Below are 16,997 nucleotides of genomic sequence, written 5' to 3'. Positions count from 1 at the left end.
TCCCCGCCGGCCGCCTGACCGAGGCGACCGGCGCCCCCAAGAACCCAATCCTATCCAATCGAACAGACCGGACGAGGGGGCCCGCGAGAGGCTCCGACTCAGCCAGGGAGAACGCGCAGTGGGCATCGAGATCCAGATCCCGGACATCGGCGACTTCAAGGACATCCCGATCATCGAGATCCACGTGAAGGAGGGCGACACGATCGGGCCCGACGACCCGCTGGTCTCGCTGGAATCCGACAAGGCCACCATGGACGTGCCCTCGCCGAGCGCCGGCGTGGTCGAGAAGATCCTGGTCAAGCTCGGCGACAAGGTCAGCGAAGGCTCGCCGCTCCTGGTGTTCAAGGGCGAGGCGTCCCAGGGTGAGGTCAAGGGTGCCGAGAAGGCCGCCGAGGCCCCCGCCGGCGCCGACAGCGCCGCCCTGCTGGCCAAGCAGGAGCCGGCCCCGAGCGCCGCCCCGGCCGCCACTGCGCCCGCCCCGTCGGCCCCGGCCGCCGGCACCCTGCCCGATTTCTCCCAGGTCCATGCCAGCCCCGGCGTGCGGCGGCTGGCCCGCGAGCTCGGCCTCGACCTGACGGCGGTGAAGGGCACCGGCGAGAAGGGCCGGATCACCAAGGAGGACGTGAAGGGCCACCTCACCCGCGCGGCGGCGCCCGCGCCCTCCGGCACGGCCGCCTTCTCCGGCGGCGGCATGGGCATCCCGGAGATCCCGGCGGTGGACTTCGCCAAGTTCGGCCCGGTCGAGACGCAACCCCTGTCGCGGATCAAGAAGATCTCCGGCGCGCACCTGCACCGGTCCTGGCTCAACGTGCCGCTGGTCACCCACCAGGACGAGTCGGACATCACCGAGACCGACGCCTACCGCCGGGAACTCGACGCCCAGGGCAAGGAGCTCAAGGACAAGGGCTACCGCGTCACCCTGCTGGCCTTCCTGATCAAGGCCGCGGTCTCTGCCTTACGCAAGCACCCCGAGTTCAACGCCTCGCTGTCGCCTGAGAAGGACGCGCTGATCCTCAAGCGCTACTACAACATCGGCGTCGCGGTCGACACGCCGGACGGCCTCGTGGTGCCGGTGATCAAGGAGGCCGACCGCAAGGGCCTCGTGGAGATCAGCCGCGACCTCGGGGCGATCTCGGCCAAGGCCCGCGACGGCAAGCTCGCCGCCGCCGACATGCAGGGCGCCACCTTCTCGATCTCGAGCCTGGGCGGCATCGGCGGCACCGCCTTCACGCCGCTGGTCAACGCGCCGGAAGTCGCGATCCTGGGCGTCGCCCGCTCCAAGATGAGCCCGGTCTGGAACGGCACCGAGTTCGCGCCGCGCCTGATCGTGCCGCTCTCGCTCTCCTACGACCACCGCGTCATCGACGGGGCGCTCGCCGCGCGCTTCACCCGCCACCTCGCCCACGTCCTCGAGGACGTCCGGCGCCTCGTCGTCTGACGAAGGCCGGTTGCGCGACCCAACGAGCGAGGTGAAGCGATGAGCAGCAACGACGTCCACCTGCCGGATATCGGCGACTTCAAGAACGTGCCCGTGATCGAGGTCAGCGTCAGCCCCGGCGACGTGATCTCGGTCGACGACGTCATCATCGTGCTGGAATCCGACAAGGCCACCATGGACATCCCGTCCCCGGTGGCCGGCACGGTGGCCGAGGTGCGGATCAAGCCCGGCGACGCGGTGAGCCAGGGCGACCTGATCCTGGTCATGGCCGAGGCCGCAGGGGCCGGCGCGCCCAAGCCTACGGTCACGGACACCACCAAGGCGGGCGCGCGCGCGCCCGCGAACGCTGCGCCCGCCCACGCCCCGGGCGAGGGCCAGGCCGGCTACGGCTCCTCCGCCACCGCCACCGGCGGGGCGGCGCCCGCGCCGGCCCCGAAGGCGGCGGCCCCCGTCTCCGGCGAGGCGATGCGGGCCCAGGTCCTCGTCATCGGCGCGGGTCCGGGCGGCTACACCGCCGCCTTCCGGGCGGCCGATCTCGGGCAGTCGGTGGTGCTGGTCGAGCGCTGGCCGAGCCTCGGCGGCGTCTGCCTCAACGTGGGCTGCATCCCCTCGAAGGCCTTGCTGCACGCCGCCAAGGTCATCGACGAGAGCCACGCCATGGCGGCGCACGGCATCAGCTTCACCGCGCCGCAGATCGACATCGACAAGCTGCGCAGCTGGAAGGACGGGGTGGTCAAGCGCCTCACCGGCGGCCTCAACGGGCTCGCCAAGCAGCGCAAGGTCACGGTGGTGACGGGCGAGGCCCGCTTCGTCAGCCCGAACCAGGTCGCGGTCGCGCACGAGGGCCAGACCCGGGTGATCGGCTTCGACCACGCCATCATCGCGGCCGGCTCCGAGCCGGTGCAGATGCCCTTCATCCCGCACGACGACCCGCGGGTCCTCGATTCGACGGGGGCGCTGGAGCTCGACGGCGTGCCGGCCCGCCTGCTCGTCATCGGCGGCGGCATCATCGGCCTGGAGATGGCCACGGTCTACCACGCGCTCGGCGCGAAGGTGACCATCGTCGAGCTGATGGACCAGATCATCCCCGGCGCCGACAAGGACCTGGTCACGCCGCTGATGAAGCGGATCAGCAAGCAGTACGAGGCGATCCACCTCAAGGCCAAGGTCACCGCCGTGGAGGCGACGCCGGAGGGGCTGAAGGTCTCGTTCGAGGGCGGCACCGCTCCGGCCAGCGACACCTTCGACAAGGTGCTTGTCTCGGTCGGGCGGCGCCCCAACGGCCATCGCATCGGCGCGGAGGCGGCGGGCGTCGCCGTCGACGCGCGCGGCTTCATCGCCGTCGACAAGCAGATGCGCACCAACGTGCCCCACATCTTCGCCATCGGCGACGTGGTCGGCCAGCCGATGCTGGCCCACAAGGCGACGCACGAGGGCAAGGTCGCGGCGGAGGTCGCCGCCGGCAAGGCCAGCGCCTTCGACGCCAAGGTCATCCCCTCGGTGGCCTATACCGACCCCGAGGTGGCCTGGGTCGGCATGACCGAGACCGAGGCCAAGGCGAAGGGCGTGAAGGTCGGCAAGGGCGTCTTCCCCTGGGCCGCCTCCGGGCGCTCCCTGGCGCTCGGCCGCGAGGAGGGCCTGACCAAGGTCCTGTTCGACCCCGAGACCGATCGCATCCTCGGCTGCGGCATCGTCGGCCCCTCCGCCGGCGACCTGATCGCGGAGGCGGCGCTGGCCATCGAGCTGGGGGCGGATGCCGAGGATATCGGCCTGACCATCCACCCGCACCCCACCCTGTCGGAGACGATCGGCTTGGCGGCGGAGGCCTTCGAGGGCACCATCACCGACCTCTACATGCCCCGGAAGGACGGCCCCAAGAAAGCGGGTCACTGAAGCGGGTCACTGAGGCGGGTCACTGAGGCGGGTCACGGGAGCCCGGGCCACCCGGGGTTCGGGATCGGGCGGCGCCCGCCGGACGGACGCCGCCGCATCAGGAAGACAGGACCGCGCCGCGCCCGGCGCGATCCTCGCGGAGCCCCTTCGGGCTCCGGCTTCGGGAGACGCGCCGATGTCATCGAACGAACCCGACACCACACCCGACCCGACCCCGGAGCCCGATCCGGCCCTCCGGCGCGCCGAGGCCGCCCGCGACGCCGTCACGGAGGCCCTGGAAGACCATCTGGATCGCCTCGCCACGTTGAGCCGGACGGCCCGCACCGACATCGATGCCGACCTGCAGGCCGCCGGCCGGCTGGTGGCCCGCACCACCCACCGGCAGCTCGCCGCCAACCTCACCCTGGTCCAGGGCCTGATGGCGGCGCGCAGCCTCCCCGCGATGCTCCAGCTCCAGCAGGATTTCCTGCGCCGGCAAATGGACTGGGTCCTGGGCGACTGGGAGCGGATGCGGGCCCAGACCCTCGACCTGCTGAAGGCAGGTCGGCCGGGAGCGGAGGAGCCGGATGCGGATCCGCCCGTCTCCGGCGCGGACCGGCCCGGCCCGTCCTGAACCCGGGAGCGTCCCACGCTCGGGCCGACCCCACCTCCGGGCCGTCATCCCGGTTCAGGACGGACATCTCGCCCTTGGCCGGCGCAGGGTCTCCTCTCCCGGGAGGAGAGGGGACCCGTCGCGCCCGACCGGGTCGCAGGCGATGGCCCGAACCCCGTCTCACGACACGAGCCGGCCGCCCCGCGCGGGGCGACCGGCGCCCTCACGCCGACACTTCCAGACTCTCCGACACTTCCAGACTCTCCGACACTTCCAGACTCTCCGACACTTCTAGATTCTTCGAGACTTCAGGACCGACGACCATGAGCAAAGACACCGACCTGCGCGCGCCGGGCGCCGCCGCCAACGCCGATGCCGGCACCGAGGCCGCCCTGAACCGGGCCGCCCTCGACTATCACCGCTTCCCCACCCCGGGAAAAATCTCGGTCCAGCCGACCAAGGACATGAGCACCCAGCGCGACCTCGCGCTCGCCTATTCCCCGGGGGTCGCCGCCGCCTGCATGGCCATCCACCACGCGCCCGACGAGGCCTTCAGCCTGACCTCCCGTGGCAACCTCGTGGCGGTCATCACCAACGGCACGGCCGTGCTCGGCCTCGGCAACATCGGCGCGCTCGCGGGCAAGCCCGTGATGGAGGGCAAGGGCTGCCTGTTCAAGAAGTTCGCCGGCATCGACGTGTTCGACATCGAGGTCGACGAGACCGACCCGGAGAAGTTCATCGAGACCGTCGCCCGCCTGGAGCCGACCTTCGGCGGCATCAACCTCGAGGACATCAAGGCCCCCGAATGCTTCGTCATCGAGACGAAGCTGCGCGAGCGCATGAAGATCCCGGTCTTCCACGACGACCAGCACGGCACCGCCATCGTGGCCGCCGCCGCGCTCATCAACGCCCTCGCGGTGGTGGGCAAGCCGATCGAGTCCGCCACCCTGGTCTGCTCGGGCGCGGGCGCGGCGGCCATCGCCTGCCTCAACATCCTGGTGGGCCTCGGCCTGAAGCGCGAGAACATCCTCGTCTGCGATTCCCGCGGCGTGGTCTCCACCGACCGGATGGCCTCCCTCGACGCGCAGAAGCGGGCCTATGCGCGGGACACCCAGGCCAAGACCCTCGGTGACGCCGTCAAGGGCGCCGACATCTTCCTCGGCGTCTCCCAGGGCGGGGTGCTCAAGCCCGAGATGGTCGCCGGCATGGCCGACAGGCCGATCATCCTGGCGCTCGCCAACCCCGAGCCGGAGATCCTGCCGGCGCTGGCCAAGCAGGTGCGGCCGGACTGCCTCATCGCCACCGGGCGCTCGGACTATCCGAACCAGGTCAACAACGTCCTGTGCTTCCCCTTCATCTTCCGGGGCGCCCTCGATGTCGGCGCCACCGAGATCAACGAGGCCATGAAGCTCGCCGCCGTGCGCGCCCTGGCCGACCTCGTCCATGCCGAGCAGTCGGACGTGGTGGCGGCCGCCTACGGCGCCCACGACCTGCGCTTCGGCCCCGACTACCTGATCCCGCGCCCCTTCGACCCGCGCCTCATCACCACCGTCGCCCCGGCGGTGGCCCAGGCCGCCATCGACAGCGGCGTCGCCACCCGGCCGTTCCGGGACATCGAGACCTACCGCCGCTCCCTGGAGCGCCTGGTCTACACCTCCGGCACGGTGATGCAGCCGGTCTTCGCCGCCGCCTCGGAGGCCGGGGCCAAGCGGATCGCCTACGCGGAGGGCGAGGAGGACCGGGTGCTCCGCGCCGCCCAGGTGGTGGTGGAGGAGCGCCTCGCCACCCCCGTCCTGGTCGGCCGGGCCGAGGCCATCGCCGCGCGGATCGCCGGCCTCGGCCTGCGCCTGCGCCTCGGCACCGACGTGCACGTGGCCGAGACCGCCCCCGGGGCCGACGCCACCGTCCGGGCCGCCGAGCTCCTCGCGGCCGGCGAGGTCGACGGCATGCTCTGCGGCACCACCGGCACCTACCCGGACCACCTCGCCGCAGTGACCCGGGTGATCGGCCGCAAGCCCGGCGCCGAGGGCCTCGCCGCCAAGGGCCTCGCCGCCATGGGCCTGCTGCAATTGCCCCGGCACACCCTGTTCGTCTGCGATCCCTACATCCACCGCGATCCCAGCGCCGCGGAGATCGCCGACATGACGGTGCTGGCCGCCGCGGAGATGCGCCGCTTCGGCCAGACCCCGCACGTCGCCCTGGTCTCGTCGGCGAATTTCGGCAGCGTCGACGACCCGGTCTCGCGCAAGATGCGGGAGGCCCTGGCGCTCATCCGCGCCCAGGCACCGGACCTCGAGATCGACGGCGAGATGTCGGCCGACACGGCGCTGAGCCGGACCATCCTCACGCGACTGCGGCCGGATTCGGCCCTCACGGCCGAGGCCAACCTCCTCGTGATGCCGAACCTGGAGGCGGCCAACATCACCTTCAACGCCCTCAAGGTGGTGGCTGGCCAGAGCGTCTCCGTCGGGCCGATCCTGCTCGGCGCCGCCCGGCCGGTGCACATCCTCACCCCCACCGCCACCGTCCGCGGCCTCGTCAACATGACGGCCCTGACGGCGGCCTCGGCCGAGGTGGGCTGACCGGGGCAGGGGAGGGGGCCTGCCTGTCTCCCTGTCTGGCTTCGCGTGCGCAGCGCCGGCTGCGCACGCGCTCCGTCCCGACGGCAAGCGGATACAGCCTCCACCGGTCCGTCATTCCGGGGCGCCGCAGGCGCGCCCGGACCCGCAGGGGCGCGCCGGAGGTGTGCAATCCAGAACCGCCGACGGTGCAACGTCTTGCGCAACCTGCGGTTCTGGATCCCGGGCTCCGCTGCGCGGCCCCGGGATGACGAAGTGCTGTGAGCGGCCCTCGTGGGTGTGACCCGGCCAGGTGCGAGGAAGAAAAGAAAACCTCACTCAAGAAAAGTCGGCTACACGCTTACTAAGCCGGCAATTCTTCTCCGAGATACCCCGCCAAGCCCGCTGCCAGATGGTCGAACAGCGCGCGGATGCGGCGGGTGGTGCGCAGGTCCTCGTGCATGACCAGCCAGACCCCGATCTCGGCGAGCACGAGGTCGGGCAGGACCGGGACGAGGTCCGGGTCGCGGCGGGCGACGCCCTGCTGGCAATAGCCGATGCCGAAGCCGGCGCGGAGGGCGGCCAGCAGGCCGAGGTCGTCGTCGCAGGCGAAGGCGAAGGTGAGGTCGTGGCCCAGGGTCGGGCGCACCTGCGCCGCGTGGACCGCCCGGCCGATCAGGCTGTGGCGCCCGAGTTCCGCCGCCGTCGCCGGAAGGCCGCGGCGCGCGGCGTAGCTGCGGTGGGCATAGAACCGGATCGGCGCCGTGCCGATGCGCCGGGCCACCAGGGCGCCCTGGGTCGGGGCCACGTTGCGCACGGCGAGATCGGCGTCCCGGCGCAGCAGGTCTTCGGTGCGGTCGCTGAGCGAGAGTTCGAGGTCGACCCCCGGATGGGCTTCGTGGAAGCGGGCCAGGATCGGCGGCAGCACCACGCCGCCCAGGAAGGTGCTGGCCGTGAGGCGGACGCGGCCCCGCATGGCGTCGGTCTCGCCGGAGGCCCGGCGCAGGAGGGAAGCCGCCGCCGCGGCCATGGCCTCCGCCTGGGGCACGAGGGCGAGGGCCCGGTCGGTGGGCCGCAGGCCGTCGCGGGCCCGGGTGAACAGGGTCGCGCCGAGGTCGCGTTCCAGGACGGCGATCTGCCGGCCGAGGGTCGGCTGGGTCAGCCGCAGGTCGCGCGCCGCGCCGGACAGGCTGCCCGCCCGCATCACCCCGAGAAACGCCCGCCACAGGTGCCAGTCCGGCTCAGCCATACGATTTCGTATGGCAACCCGCCGCCTTTCGGCAATATGCGTTGAGCCCCGTCCCCCACATCCTCGGCGGCGTTCTGAAACGAGGAGACGGCGATGACGGACAGGCTGGCCCTGGTGACCGGGGCGACGGGGGGCATCGGCGGGGCGGTGGCGGAGGCGCTGCTCCGGCACGGCTGGCGGGTGCGGGGGCTGGCCCGCGACCCCGAGCGGGCGCGGCGGACCGCCCCGGCGGGCGTCGACTGGATCGCGGGCGACGCTTTGCGGGCGGCCGACGTGGCGGCAGCGGTGCAGGGCGCCCGCATCTTGTTCCACGGGGTGAACCCGCCCGGCTACCGCGACTGGCGCGGCCTTGCCCTGCCCATGCTGGCCCACGCCATCACGGCAGCGCGCGGGGCGGGTGCCCGCCTCGTCATGCCGGGCAATCTCTACGTCTACGGTCCCGAGGCCGGGCCGCGCATCGCCGAGGACGCGCCGCGCCGGCCCCGCACCCGCAAGGGCGCGGTCCGCGTCGAGATGGAGGCGATGCTGGAGGCCGCCGAGGGGCTCGCCCACCTGATCGTCTGCGCCGGCGACTTCTTCGGGCCCCGCGCCCCGAGTTCCTGGGTCACCACCGTGCTGATGCGGGAGGGCCGGCCCCTGCGGCGGGTGGTGACGCCCGAGATCCCGGGGGCGGGGCACGCCTGGGCCTACCTGCCCGACCTCGCCGAGACCTTCGCGCGCCTCCTCGACGGGGAGGCGGCCCTGCCGCGCCACCTGCGCCTCAACTTCCGGGGACATCACCTGCAGGGACGCGGCATGGCCGAGGCGGTGGCGGCGGCGGCGCCGGCGGACGGTCGCCCGCTGCCGGTCCGGCCCTTCGCCTGGGCGCCGGTCTATCTCGGGGCGCCCTTCGTCACCTTCCTGCGCGAGGTGATCGAGATGCGCTATCTCTGGTCGACCACCCTGGAGCTCGACAATGCCCGCCTGGTCGCCCGTCTCGGGGCGGAGCCGCACACGCCCCTCGCCGACGCGGTGGCGGCGAGCCTCGCCGCCCTGCGCGCCCGGGCGGCCTGAGGCCGCTCAGCCGATCCGCATCCGGGTGCCCGACCCGACCCGGCGCAGCAGGCGCACGAGGTCGGCCCGGCGCAGGGCGACGCAGCCCTCGGTGGGCAGGAAGCCGCCCCGCGCCACGTGCAGGAAGATCGCCGAGCCGCGGCCCGGCCGGATCGGCCCGCGATTGTAGTCGAGGTCGACCACGAGGTCGTAGAGCCCGTCCTCCCGCCACATCCGCTCGTGCCCGACCCCCGGGGCGGGCAGGCGGAGCGGCCGGTTGTAGCGCCGGTCCCGGGCGTCGTCGCACCAGCCGTCGCCGGGGGCGCTCGGGCGCAGGGGGAGGGGGCTCGCCGGCCGGCCGGCGAAATGGTCCGGCCGGTAGACCCCGCCGCGCAGGCGGAACGCGCCCCGGGGCGAGGCGCCGTCGCCCTCGCGCTTGACCTGCGCGATCCCGCTCCGCCCGAGGGCGCAGGGGATGACGGCGGCGCCGGCGAGGAGTTGCCCCCGGCTCCGGTCGGTCACCAGGGCGCGGACGCGCAGGCGGGGGAGGGTGGTCCGCTTCATCGTCGTCGGCTTGATCATCGTCCGCTTATCGCGCGCAGGCGAGACCCTGCCAATCGCACATCCAGCGTGAAACTTTTCGCGGGACTGCGTCGTTTCCCGGGCGTTAGGCTGCGCACAACCGTATTGTGCGCTGCCCGGATTGTTGGTTTAATGTGCATAGCGTGATTTACAGAAGGCAAGACGATGCCGGCGTGTCATCATCCTGCCGAGGGACCGCGTTGCAACCTTTGATCCTCTCCGATACCGCCCGCCTGCGGAGTTTCAAGACCCGCCAGTGCGTCCTGCAAACTGCCTGAAAGTCCTTCGGTCGATGCCGAATACCCATCGCCTGCTGATCTGCGACGACGACGCCTCGCTGCGCGAGACGCTGATGGAACAGCTCGATCTCTACGACGAATTCACCGTGCTGACCGCCCTGGACGGACAGAGCGCCGTCACGCGCGTCATCGAGGACCGGATCGACCTGGCGGTGATGGATGTCGGCCTGCCCGACATGGACGGGCGCGAGGCCGTGCGGGCCATGCGCCGCGGCGGCTATCGCGGCCCCGTCATCATGCTGACGGCGCAGGATTCCGAGGACGACACCGTCGAGGGCCTGGAGGCGGGCGCCAACGACTACGTCACCAAGCCCTTCAAGTTCGCCGTCCTGCTGGCGCGCATCCGCGCCCACCTGCGCAGCCACGAGGCCAGCGAGGACGCGGTGTTCCAGATCGGCCCCTACACCTTCCGGCCCGGCGCCAAGCTGCTGGTGGGCGAGCGCGGCTCGAAGCTGAAGCTCACGGAAAAGGAAACCGCGATCCTGCGCTTCCTCTACCGGGCGGGCCGCGAGGTGGTCGGCCGCGACACGCTGCTGGCCGAGGTCTGGGGCTACAACGCCCAGGTCACCACCCACACCCTCGAGACGCACATCTACCGCCTGCGCCAGAAGATCGAGCCGAATCCGGCGCTCGCCGCGATCCTCGTGACCGAGGGCGGCGGCTACAAGCTGCTGCCGTAAGGTCGCCGGCGCCCGAGACCTCAGCGAGACCTCAGAACGCGTCCGGCACCGTGTCGGCGAAGGGGAGCGTGAAGACCCGCTCCCCGGCCTCGTCCGTCACCTCGACGCTGCAGGCGAACCAGTCCCGGATCAGGCTCATGCGGTGCCGGGCGATCAGGTCCTGCGCCAACGCGCGGGCGTGCCGCCGCGCCGCGGCGACGTCGGGCAGCTCGTCGCCCTCCTCGTCCAGGGCGAGGCCCGGAGGGCCGGTGTCGGAGCGGATGCTGAAGAAGTAGCGCGGCATCCCCCCGGGCCTCCGCTAGGGGGTCGCGATCAGGCGGGCGTACTCCGCCTCGGCCGAGCCGTAGCTGCCGTCGGCCATCTCCAGCAGGCGCCCCCGGTCCCGGATCGTCACGCGGCCGCGCTGGGCCCGGATGAGCCCGTTGCCCTCCAGGGTCTGGACCGCGATCGTCGCGCTGGCGCGCTGCACCCCCAGCATCATCGCCATGAAGTCGTGGGTGATGCGGATCTCGTCGCCCTCGACCCGGTCGTGGCACATCAGCAGCCAGCGGGCGAGGCGCACGTCGATGGTGTAGGTCGCGTTGCTGAAGGCGGTCGAGGCCACCTGCAGGCTCTGCACGTGAACGTAGCGCATGAGGAAGCGCCGCAGGGTCTCGCTGCGGGCGACGGCTTCGGCCAGGGCGGAAGCCGGAAGGCTCAGCATCGTGCCCGCCTGCTGGACCAGGGTGCGGTGCGGCGTGCGGTCGACATCCAGCAGGATCGGGGCGGCCCCGATCACGCCCTCCCGCCCGATCAGCCCGATCTCGATGCCGCCCCCGCCCGCGCCGTTGCCGCCGGCGATCACCGAGCCGTAGCCGCTCTCGGGGAAGTAGACGGTCGCGACGGGCTCGCCCGGGGCGACCAGGACGTCGAGCAGATCCACCTCGACCCGCTGGAGGTCGGAGGCGAGGAGGTCGAAATCCCCGGGGGTGAGCCGCCGGAGCAGCCCGTTGACGGATGGAGCGTGCTGAAGCCGTGTCATGGTCCCTGTCCGACAGGCAAGGGCACCCAACGCAGCCTGGGCATCGTCACCTCGTGTCACCGTAAAACGCCGCGACAGCCTAGCATCGTTCGCCCTGTGAAACAGTCTTCGGCCGCCTTTGTCGGGTGCCGGACGGTCCGGCACCCTGAGGCCGGTCCGTCGGCCGCGGAAGGCCCTGCGCCCCCGCTCCCGGCACGGGGGCGTTAACCTCCGGCTGCGACACTCCCCGGCATCTCGGGAGCCCCGCCGCCGCCGACGGCGACCGGGGCCATGGACGCGAGCCCGGACCGGTGAGACCCAGCCATTCTTTTCGCGCCCCGGTGCCGGCGGTCCCGGCCCCGTCCGCCGGATCGCTCCTCGACAGCCCGGCGCTGCTCTGGCTCCTCGTGGCGCTCGGGCTCTGGGTCCTCTACCCCCTGTCCGGCTTGCGCGCGGTCGTCGGGCACCTGGACCTGCCGGATACCGACGACGCGATGCGCCTCGTCCAGGTCCGCGACCTCCTGGCCGGGCAGGGCTGGTTCGACCTCAACCAGGCCCGGCTGATGCCGCCGGCCGGCGTGCCCCTGCACTGGTCCCGCCTCGTCGACGCGCCCCTCGCCGGCCTCATCGGCCTCGCGACCCCGTGGCTGGGCCGGCCCCTGGCGGAGGGCCTCGTCGCGGCCCTGTGGCCGCCGGTCCTGTTCGGGCTCTACCTCGCCCTGGTGTTCCGGGCCGTGCGGGCCCGGTTCGGGACCCGCGCCGCCCTGCTGTCGCTCTTTTCCGCCGCCCACGCGGTGGGGCTGGGCAGCCTGTTCGCCTTCGGGCGGATCGACCACCACAACGTCCAGGTCCTGCTGATCCTCGCCCTCGGCCTCGCCCTGGCCGAACCGGCGCGCACGGCCCGGTGGACCGCCCTCGGCGGGGTCGCGGCCGCGCTCTCCCTGGCGGTCGGCCTCGAAGCCCTGCCGTTCATCGCCCTGGCGGGCATGTTCCTCCTCCTCGACTGGATCCTGGCGGGACCGGCGGCCCTGCCGGCCCTGCGGGGATTCGCCCTGGCGCTCGCGGGCGCGAGCCTCGTCCTGTTCGCCGGGCAGACCGCTCCGGCCCTGTGGCCGGCCGCGCGCTGCGACGCGCTCTCGCCCCCCTGGCTCTGGCTGGTCCTCGCGGGCGCCGCCCTCGCGACGGGGGCGAAGGCCCTCGGCCCGCGCCTCGACAGCCAAACCCGTCGCGCCGCCTTCGCGGCGGCCTGCGGGACCGCCGGCATCGGCGGGTTCCTGGTCCTGGCGCCCCAGTGCCTGTCGGGCCCGTTCCACGACCTTCCGGCGGGGGTCCGGGCGGCGTGGCTCGACCAGGTCGTCGAGATGCAGCCCCTCCACCGCCTCCTGCGCACCCTGCCGGGCGACGCCCTCGCGTACACGACGCCGGTGCTCCTGGCCGGCCTGCTCGCCGCCGGGACGGCCCTGCGCGGCGCCCCCGAGCGCCGCCGCGCCGCGATCCTGGCGGCGATTTTCCTCCTCGCCGGCGTCGGCCTGAGCCTGTTCCAGGCCCGCGGCCTCTACGTGGCGGTCGGCATCCTCCCCCTGGTGGTCGGGCCGCTCCTCGACCGGGCCATCGGGCTCCTGAACCGGCCGGTGCCGGCCTGGCGCGCGGGGGCGCCGGCCCTGGTCCTGGCCCTGCTCCTGTGGGGGCACGTCTGGGCCGCCCTCGCGGCGGCCCTGACCGGCGGGGCGCCGGCGACGGACCGGACCCTCCTCGACGACCGAGCCTGCCTCGGCGCGGCCGCCCTCTCCGCCCTGGCGACGGTCCCGCCCGGCACCATCCTGGCCCCCGTGGACCTCGGCCCGGCCCTCCTGCTCCGCACCCGCCACGCCGTGGTGGCGGCCCCCTACCACCGGGCGATCGCCGGGCTGACGGCCTCCGTCACGGGCCTGACCGGCGACGCGGCCGACCTCAGGCGGGCCCTGGCCGGGACGGGGGCGACCTACCTAGCGCTCTGCGCCGCGGGGAGCCCCGGCGAAGCCCCCGGCAAGGCCTCTGAAGAAGCCCCCGGCAAGGCCCCCCAAGATTCCCCCGGCACCGCGGCGCCCTTCGCCCGCCGGCTCGCCGGGGGGACCGCGACGGCGCCCTGGCTCGAACGGCTGACCCCCGCCGACGCCCCCCTGGCCCTGTGGCGCGTCCGCTGATCCGCCGCGTGTTCCAACACGTCCGCCGACATCGCCTCGGCGCCGAGCCGGATCCGGCCGGGCGCCCGACGGCCCCTGTCCGGCGCCGGTGTCGCGCCCCCGCCGTTTCGCGGCCCCGCCGGTTCGGCTAAGCTCCCCCGACAGCGTTGCAGGGATCGGCGCGGCGAGGACCAGCGCGGCGGGAGCCGGCGCAGAGAGGAAGGGACGGACGGTGGCGCTCGACGACGACATCGCGATTCTGAGCGCCGCGCCGCTGTTCGGCTTCCTGGGCCGGGACGCCCTGCGCCTGCTCTCCTTCGCCGCCGAGCGCCGCAGCCTCGCGGCGGGCGAGCGCCTGTTCGCCCAGGGGGAGCGCGGCGACGGCGGCTACGTGGTGATGTCGGGCACCCTGACGCTGACCCCCCGGGGGGGGCGCGCCACCCCCGTCACGGTCGGGCGCTCCAGCCTGATCGGGCGCCTCGCCCTGTTCCAGCGTGGCGAGCGCCCCTGCGACGCCGACGCGGCGAGCCCCGCCGAGGTGGTCCGCATCACCCCGACCCTGATGCGCCGGGTGCTGGAGGAGTTTCCCGACGCCGCCCGCGCGATCCACGGCGAACTGAGCGCCGACCTCGCCGGGTTCGCGGGCGACCTCGTCAGCCTCGGCGACCGGTTCGACCGCATCGCGCCGTAACCGCCAAGTCCGGCATCCAAGTCCGGCCGCCGAGTCCGGCCGCCGAGTCCGGCCGCCGAGTCCGGCCGCCGAGTCCGGCATCCAAGTCCGGCCGCCGGGTCCGGTTTCCCCCGGCTGCCTCCCGGGCCGACCTCCATGCGCATCGAACCCCGTCGCGGAAACCCGTCGTGGAAACCCTTTGTGATGGAATCGGGCGCAAGGTCGACCCGACGTGACATCCGGCGCACGTGACGCCCCGGCATTCGGCCGGGGCTCACGCGCCCGGGCCCCGCGCGCCTCCGGGCCCGGGGCGGCGCCCTGCGGGAGGGGCATGCGAATGGCGGAGCGCCAGGACGATCGACCGATGAACCGGCGGACGCAGGTGGCGACCATCGCCTTCTTCGCGCTGGCCGTCGTCGGGGCGGGTTACCTGATCTACGCGCAGTCGACCCGCCTGCTGGTCTGCTACGAGACCAACGCGACCCTGCCCGACGAGGCCTATATCGACATCATGATCCGCGACATCGTCAAGAACGGCGATCACGGCGGGCGGGCCTATGCCAACCGGCTCGACTATCTCGGGGACAAGACCGAGTGCTGCACCATCGAGCGGGTGCCCAGCGCCACCACGGAGGGGCGGCCGGTCCGGCGCGAGGTCTCGATCTCGGCCAAGTACTACAACACCGCCCTGAAGGACTACGTCTTCATCCAGCGCCGCTACGACGCCTGCGGCCATGCCAGCGCCAAGCCCATGACCGCCGGCTGAGTCCGGTGGCCCGAGTCCGGCGGCCCGAGTCCGGTGGGCGGTTCCGGCGCGTCGCGTCCCGCCCGCGGCCGCGAAGGTGACAGGCCGGACGGGCTTTTGTAAGCACGGGGCCCGTCCCGATCCGTTGCCGGAACCTGCCCCATGTCGCACCCCGCGTCCCCCACCGACCTCGCCGCCACCATCGAGACCGCCTGGGAGGAGCGCGCCGGCATCGACACCGGCACCAAGGGCGCCGTGCGCGAGGCCGTCGACGCGGCCCTCGACCTCCTGGATTCCGGCAAGGCCCGGGTCGCCGAGAAGGTCGGCGACGACTGGCAGGTCAACCAGTGGCTCAAGAAGGCGGTGCTGCTCTCCTTCCGCCTCAACGACATGGAGATCATCCATGGCGGCCCCGACGGCGCGACCTGGTGGGACAAGGTGCCGTCGAAGTTCGAGGGCTGGAAGAAGAAGCATTTTCGCGAGGCCGGCTTCCGGGCGGTGCCCGGCTGCGTGGTGCGCCGCGGCTCCTACATCGCCCCCGGCGCGGTGCTGATGCCGAGCTTCATCAACCTCGGCGCCCATGTGGGCGAGGGCACCATGGTCGACACCTGGGTCACCATCGGCTCCTGCGCCCAGGTGGGGAAGAACTGCCACATCTCCGGCGGCGCCGGCATCGCGGGCGTGCTCGAGCCGCTGCAGGCCAACCCGGTCATCATCGAGGACAACTGCTTCATCGGCGCCCGCGCCGAGGTGGCCGAGGGCGTGATCGTCGGCGAGGGCAGCGTGCTCTCCATGGGCGTCTATATCGGCGCCTCCACCAAGATCATCGACCGGACCACCGGCGAGGTGATGTACGGCCGCGTGCCGCCCTACTCGGTGGTGGTCTCCGGCACCACGCCGGGCAAGGACCTGCCCGACGGCAGCCCCGGCCCGGGCCTCTACTGCGCCGTCATCGTCAAGCGCGTCGATGCCGGCACCCGCTCCAAGACCGCCATCAACGAGCTCCTGCGCACCTGATCCCGGGGCGTCGCCGGGTCGTTTGACCCGGTTCCGAGCAATGCCCCTCGTGGGGGGTCGCCGGGTCGCTTGACCGAGATCCGAGCGAAGCCCCTCTTGGGGCGGCGCTCGGTCGCGTGCCGGTGCGGCAGGCCCTGCCCCATCTGGGGCCGGTGAGATCGTTCCGGATGCGAGGGAGAGGCGTACGATGATCGACCCGGCCCATTCCGCCCGCAGCTTCGCGCTGACCTTCGCCGGGCGTCGCGTGCCGACCCCCTACGACGTTGTCGGCAGCGGTCCCGACGCCCTGCTGCTGCCCGCCCTGTCCTCGATCTCGGCCCGGGTCGAGATGCGGCCCCTGGCCAAGGACCTCGGCCACGCCTATCGCTGCCTCGTGCCGGACTGGCCGGGCTTCGGCGACCATGTCCGCGCCCGGGTGCCGATGAACCCAGAGACGATGCACGCCTTCCTCGACGCCCTGCTGGCGGCGGCCCCCGGGCCCTACGCCCTCGGGGTCGGGGCCGGCCACGCCGCCGGCTACCTCGTGGCCGCCGCCCGGCGCCACCCGGGGCTGTTCGCCCGCCTCGTCCTCGTCGCCCCGACCTGGCGGGGCCCCCTGCCCACCGCCCTCGGGCCGGAGCGCCAGGGCCTGTTCGCCGGCCTGCGCCGGGCCGTCGAGCTGCCGCTCCTCGGCGACGCCCTCTACCGCATCAACATCAGCCGCCCCGTCATCGGCCGGATGATGCGCGCCCACGTCTATGCCGACCCCGACCACGTCACCCCCGGGGTCATCGCCGACAAGCACGCCATCACCCGCCAGAACGGCGGCCGCTTCGGCACCGCCGCCTTCGTCACCGGCGGCCTCGACCCGTTCGCGAATCGCCGGGACTTCCTCGCCCTGTTCGAGACCCCCGGCCTGCCGCCGGTCCTGGTCCTGCGGCCGGAGCGGGCCCCGCGCCGCTCCGGCGCCGAGATGGACGCGCTGATCGCCACCGGCCGGGTCGCCCGGGCCTCGGTGCCGGGCGCGCTCAGCCCGCACGAGGAGTATCCGGGCGAGGTCGCGGCCGCGATCCGCGCCGGCTGAGCGGCGCCGGGCGAAAC

15 protein-coding genes are annotated in these 16,997 nt (G+C 73.2%); 11 read left to right on the top strand and 4 right to left on the bottom strand.

Annotated elements, in window-relative coordinates:
- Positions 1 to 52 precede the first annotated feature (52 nt).
- The 4 genes from aceF (at position 53) to AC1MGR_RS01580 (ending at position 6,505) form a co-directional block, all read left to right on the top strand.
- Complete coding sequence (aceF, locus tag AC1MGR_RS01595; RefSeq protein ID WP_480234902.1) at positions 53 to 1,438, top strand: dihydrolipoyllysine-residue acetyltransferase; 1,386 nt, start codon at positions 53 to 55, stop codon at positions 1,436 to 1,438.
- Positions 1,439 to 1,477: 39 nt separating this feature from the next.
- Positions 1,478 to 3,331: a dihydrolipoyl dehydrogenase gene (gene lpdA / locus AC1MGR_RS01590; RefSeq protein ID WP_480233440.1), complete on the top strand. Its 1,854-nt coding sequence runs from the start codon at positions 1,478 to 1,480 to the stop codon at positions 3,329 to 3,331.
- 175 nt (positions 3,332 to 3,506) lie between these two features.
- Complete coding sequence (locus AC1MGR_RS01585; RefSeq protein ID WP_480233439.1) at positions 3,507 to 3,944, top strand: hypothetical protein; 438 nt, start codon at positions 3,507 to 3,509, stop codon at positions 3,942 to 3,944.
- A 302-nt stretch (positions 3,945 to 4,246) separates the two neighbouring features.
- Positions 4,247 to 6,505 carry an NADP-dependent malic enzyme gene (locus AC1MGR_RS01580; RefSeq protein ID WP_480233438.1) on the top strand — a complete coding sequence of 753 codons (2,259 nt, stop codon included), beginning with the start codon at positions 4,247 to 4,249 and terminating at the stop codon, positions 6,503 to 6,505.
- Between the two features lie 340 nt (positions 6,506 to 6,845).
- On the opposite strand, the gene AC1MGR_RS01575 is transcribed toward AC1MGR_RS01580, so the two are convergent.
- Entirely contained in the window at positions 6,846 to 7,730 is an 885-nt protein-coding gene (locus AC1MGR_RS01575; RefSeq protein WP_480233437.1) for a LysR family transcriptional regulator, read from the bottom strand.
- Between the two features lie 93 nt (positions 7,731 to 7,823).
- Between AC1MGR_RS01575 and AC1MGR_RS01570 the strand changes: the two genes are divergently transcribed.
- Positions 7,824 to 8,783, top strand: coding sequence for an NAD(P)H-binding protein (locus AC1MGR_RS01570; protein WP_480233436.1), 960 nt, complete (start codon positions 7,824 to 7,826; stop codon positions 8,781 to 8,783).
- A 6-nt stretch (positions 8,784 to 8,789) separates the two neighbouring features.
- On the opposite strand, the gene AC1MGR_RS01565 is transcribed toward AC1MGR_RS01570, so the two are convergent.
- Positions 8,790 to 9,326, bottom strand: a complete 537-nt coding sequence (locus tag AC1MGR_RS01565; RefSeq protein WP_480234901.1) for a L,D-transpeptidase family protein — start codon at positions 9,324 to 9,326, stop codon at positions 8,790 to 8,792.
- Positions 9,327 to 9,636: 310 nt separating this feature from the next.
- Here AC1MGR_RS01565 and AC1MGR_RS01560 point away from each other — a divergent pair, with 310 nt between their 5' ends.
- On the top strand, positions 9,637 to 10,323 hold the full coding sequence (locus tag AC1MGR_RS01560) for a response regulator transcription factor (protein WP_108035736.1): 687 nt from the start codon (positions 9,637 to 9,639) through the stop codon (positions 10,321 to 10,323).
- A 31-nt stretch (positions 10,324 to 10,354) separates the two neighbouring features.
- Here the strand turns inward: AC1MGR_RS01560 and AC1MGR_RS01555 are convergent, their stop codons facing one another.
- The gene (locus AC1MGR_RS01555; RefSeq protein ID WP_480233435.1) at positions 10,355 to 10,606 is read right to left on the bottom strand and encodes a DUF6894 family protein; all 252 of its coding nucleotides are present in this window, start codon (positions 10,604 to 10,606) and stop codon (positions 10,355 to 10,357) included.
- 15 nt (positions 10,607 to 10,621) lie between these two features.
- Positions 10,622 to 11,344 carry a Crp/Fnr family transcriptional regulator gene (locus tag AC1MGR_RS01550; protein ID WP_480233434.1) on the bottom strand — a complete coding sequence of 241 codons (723 nt, stop codon included), beginning with the start codon at positions 11,342 to 11,344 and terminating at the stop codon, positions 10,622 to 10,624.
- 320 nt (positions 11,345 to 11,664) lie between these two features.
- Here AC1MGR_RS01550 and AC1MGR_RS01545 point away from each other — a divergent pair, with 320 nt between their 5' ends.
- From AC1MGR_RS01545 to AC1MGR_RS01525, 5 genes are all read left to right on the top strand, one after another.
- Entirely contained in the window at positions 11,665 to 13,506 is a 1,842-nt protein-coding gene (locus tag AC1MGR_RS01545) for a hypothetical protein (RefSeq protein WP_480233433.1), read from the top strand.
- 211 nt (positions 13,507 to 13,717) lie between these two features.
- Entirely contained in the window at positions 13,718 to 14,176 is a 459-nt protein-coding gene (locus AC1MGR_RS01540) for a Crp/Fnr family transcriptional regulator (RefSeq protein WP_108035728.1), read from the top strand.
- A 343-nt stretch (positions 14,177 to 14,519) separates the two neighbouring features.
- A complete protein-coding gene (locus AC1MGR_RS01535; protein WP_480233432.1) occupies positions 14,520 to 14,921 on the top strand; it encodes a hypothetical protein in 402 nt (133 codons plus the stop codon).
- A 141-nt stretch (positions 14,922 to 15,062) separates the two neighbouring features.
- Entirely contained in the window at positions 15,063 to 15,917 is an 855-nt protein-coding gene (gene dapD / locus AC1MGR_RS01530) for a 2,3,4,5-tetrahydropyridine-2,6-dicarboxylate N-succinyltransferase (protein ID WP_055946411.1), read from the top strand.
- Between the two features lie 187 nt (positions 15,918 to 16,104).
- Positions 16,105 to 16,980: an alpha/beta fold hydrolase gene (locus AC1MGR_RS01525; protein WP_480233431.1), complete on the top strand. Its 876-nt coding sequence runs from the start codon at positions 16,105 to 16,107 to the stop codon at positions 16,978 to 16,980.
- Positions 16,981 to 16,997 lie beyond the last annotated feature (17 nt).

The sequence above is a fragment of the Methylobacterium sp. BI1 genome (genome assembly GCF_056680125.1).
This window is presented reverse-complemented; position numbering and strand designations above follow the sequence as displayed.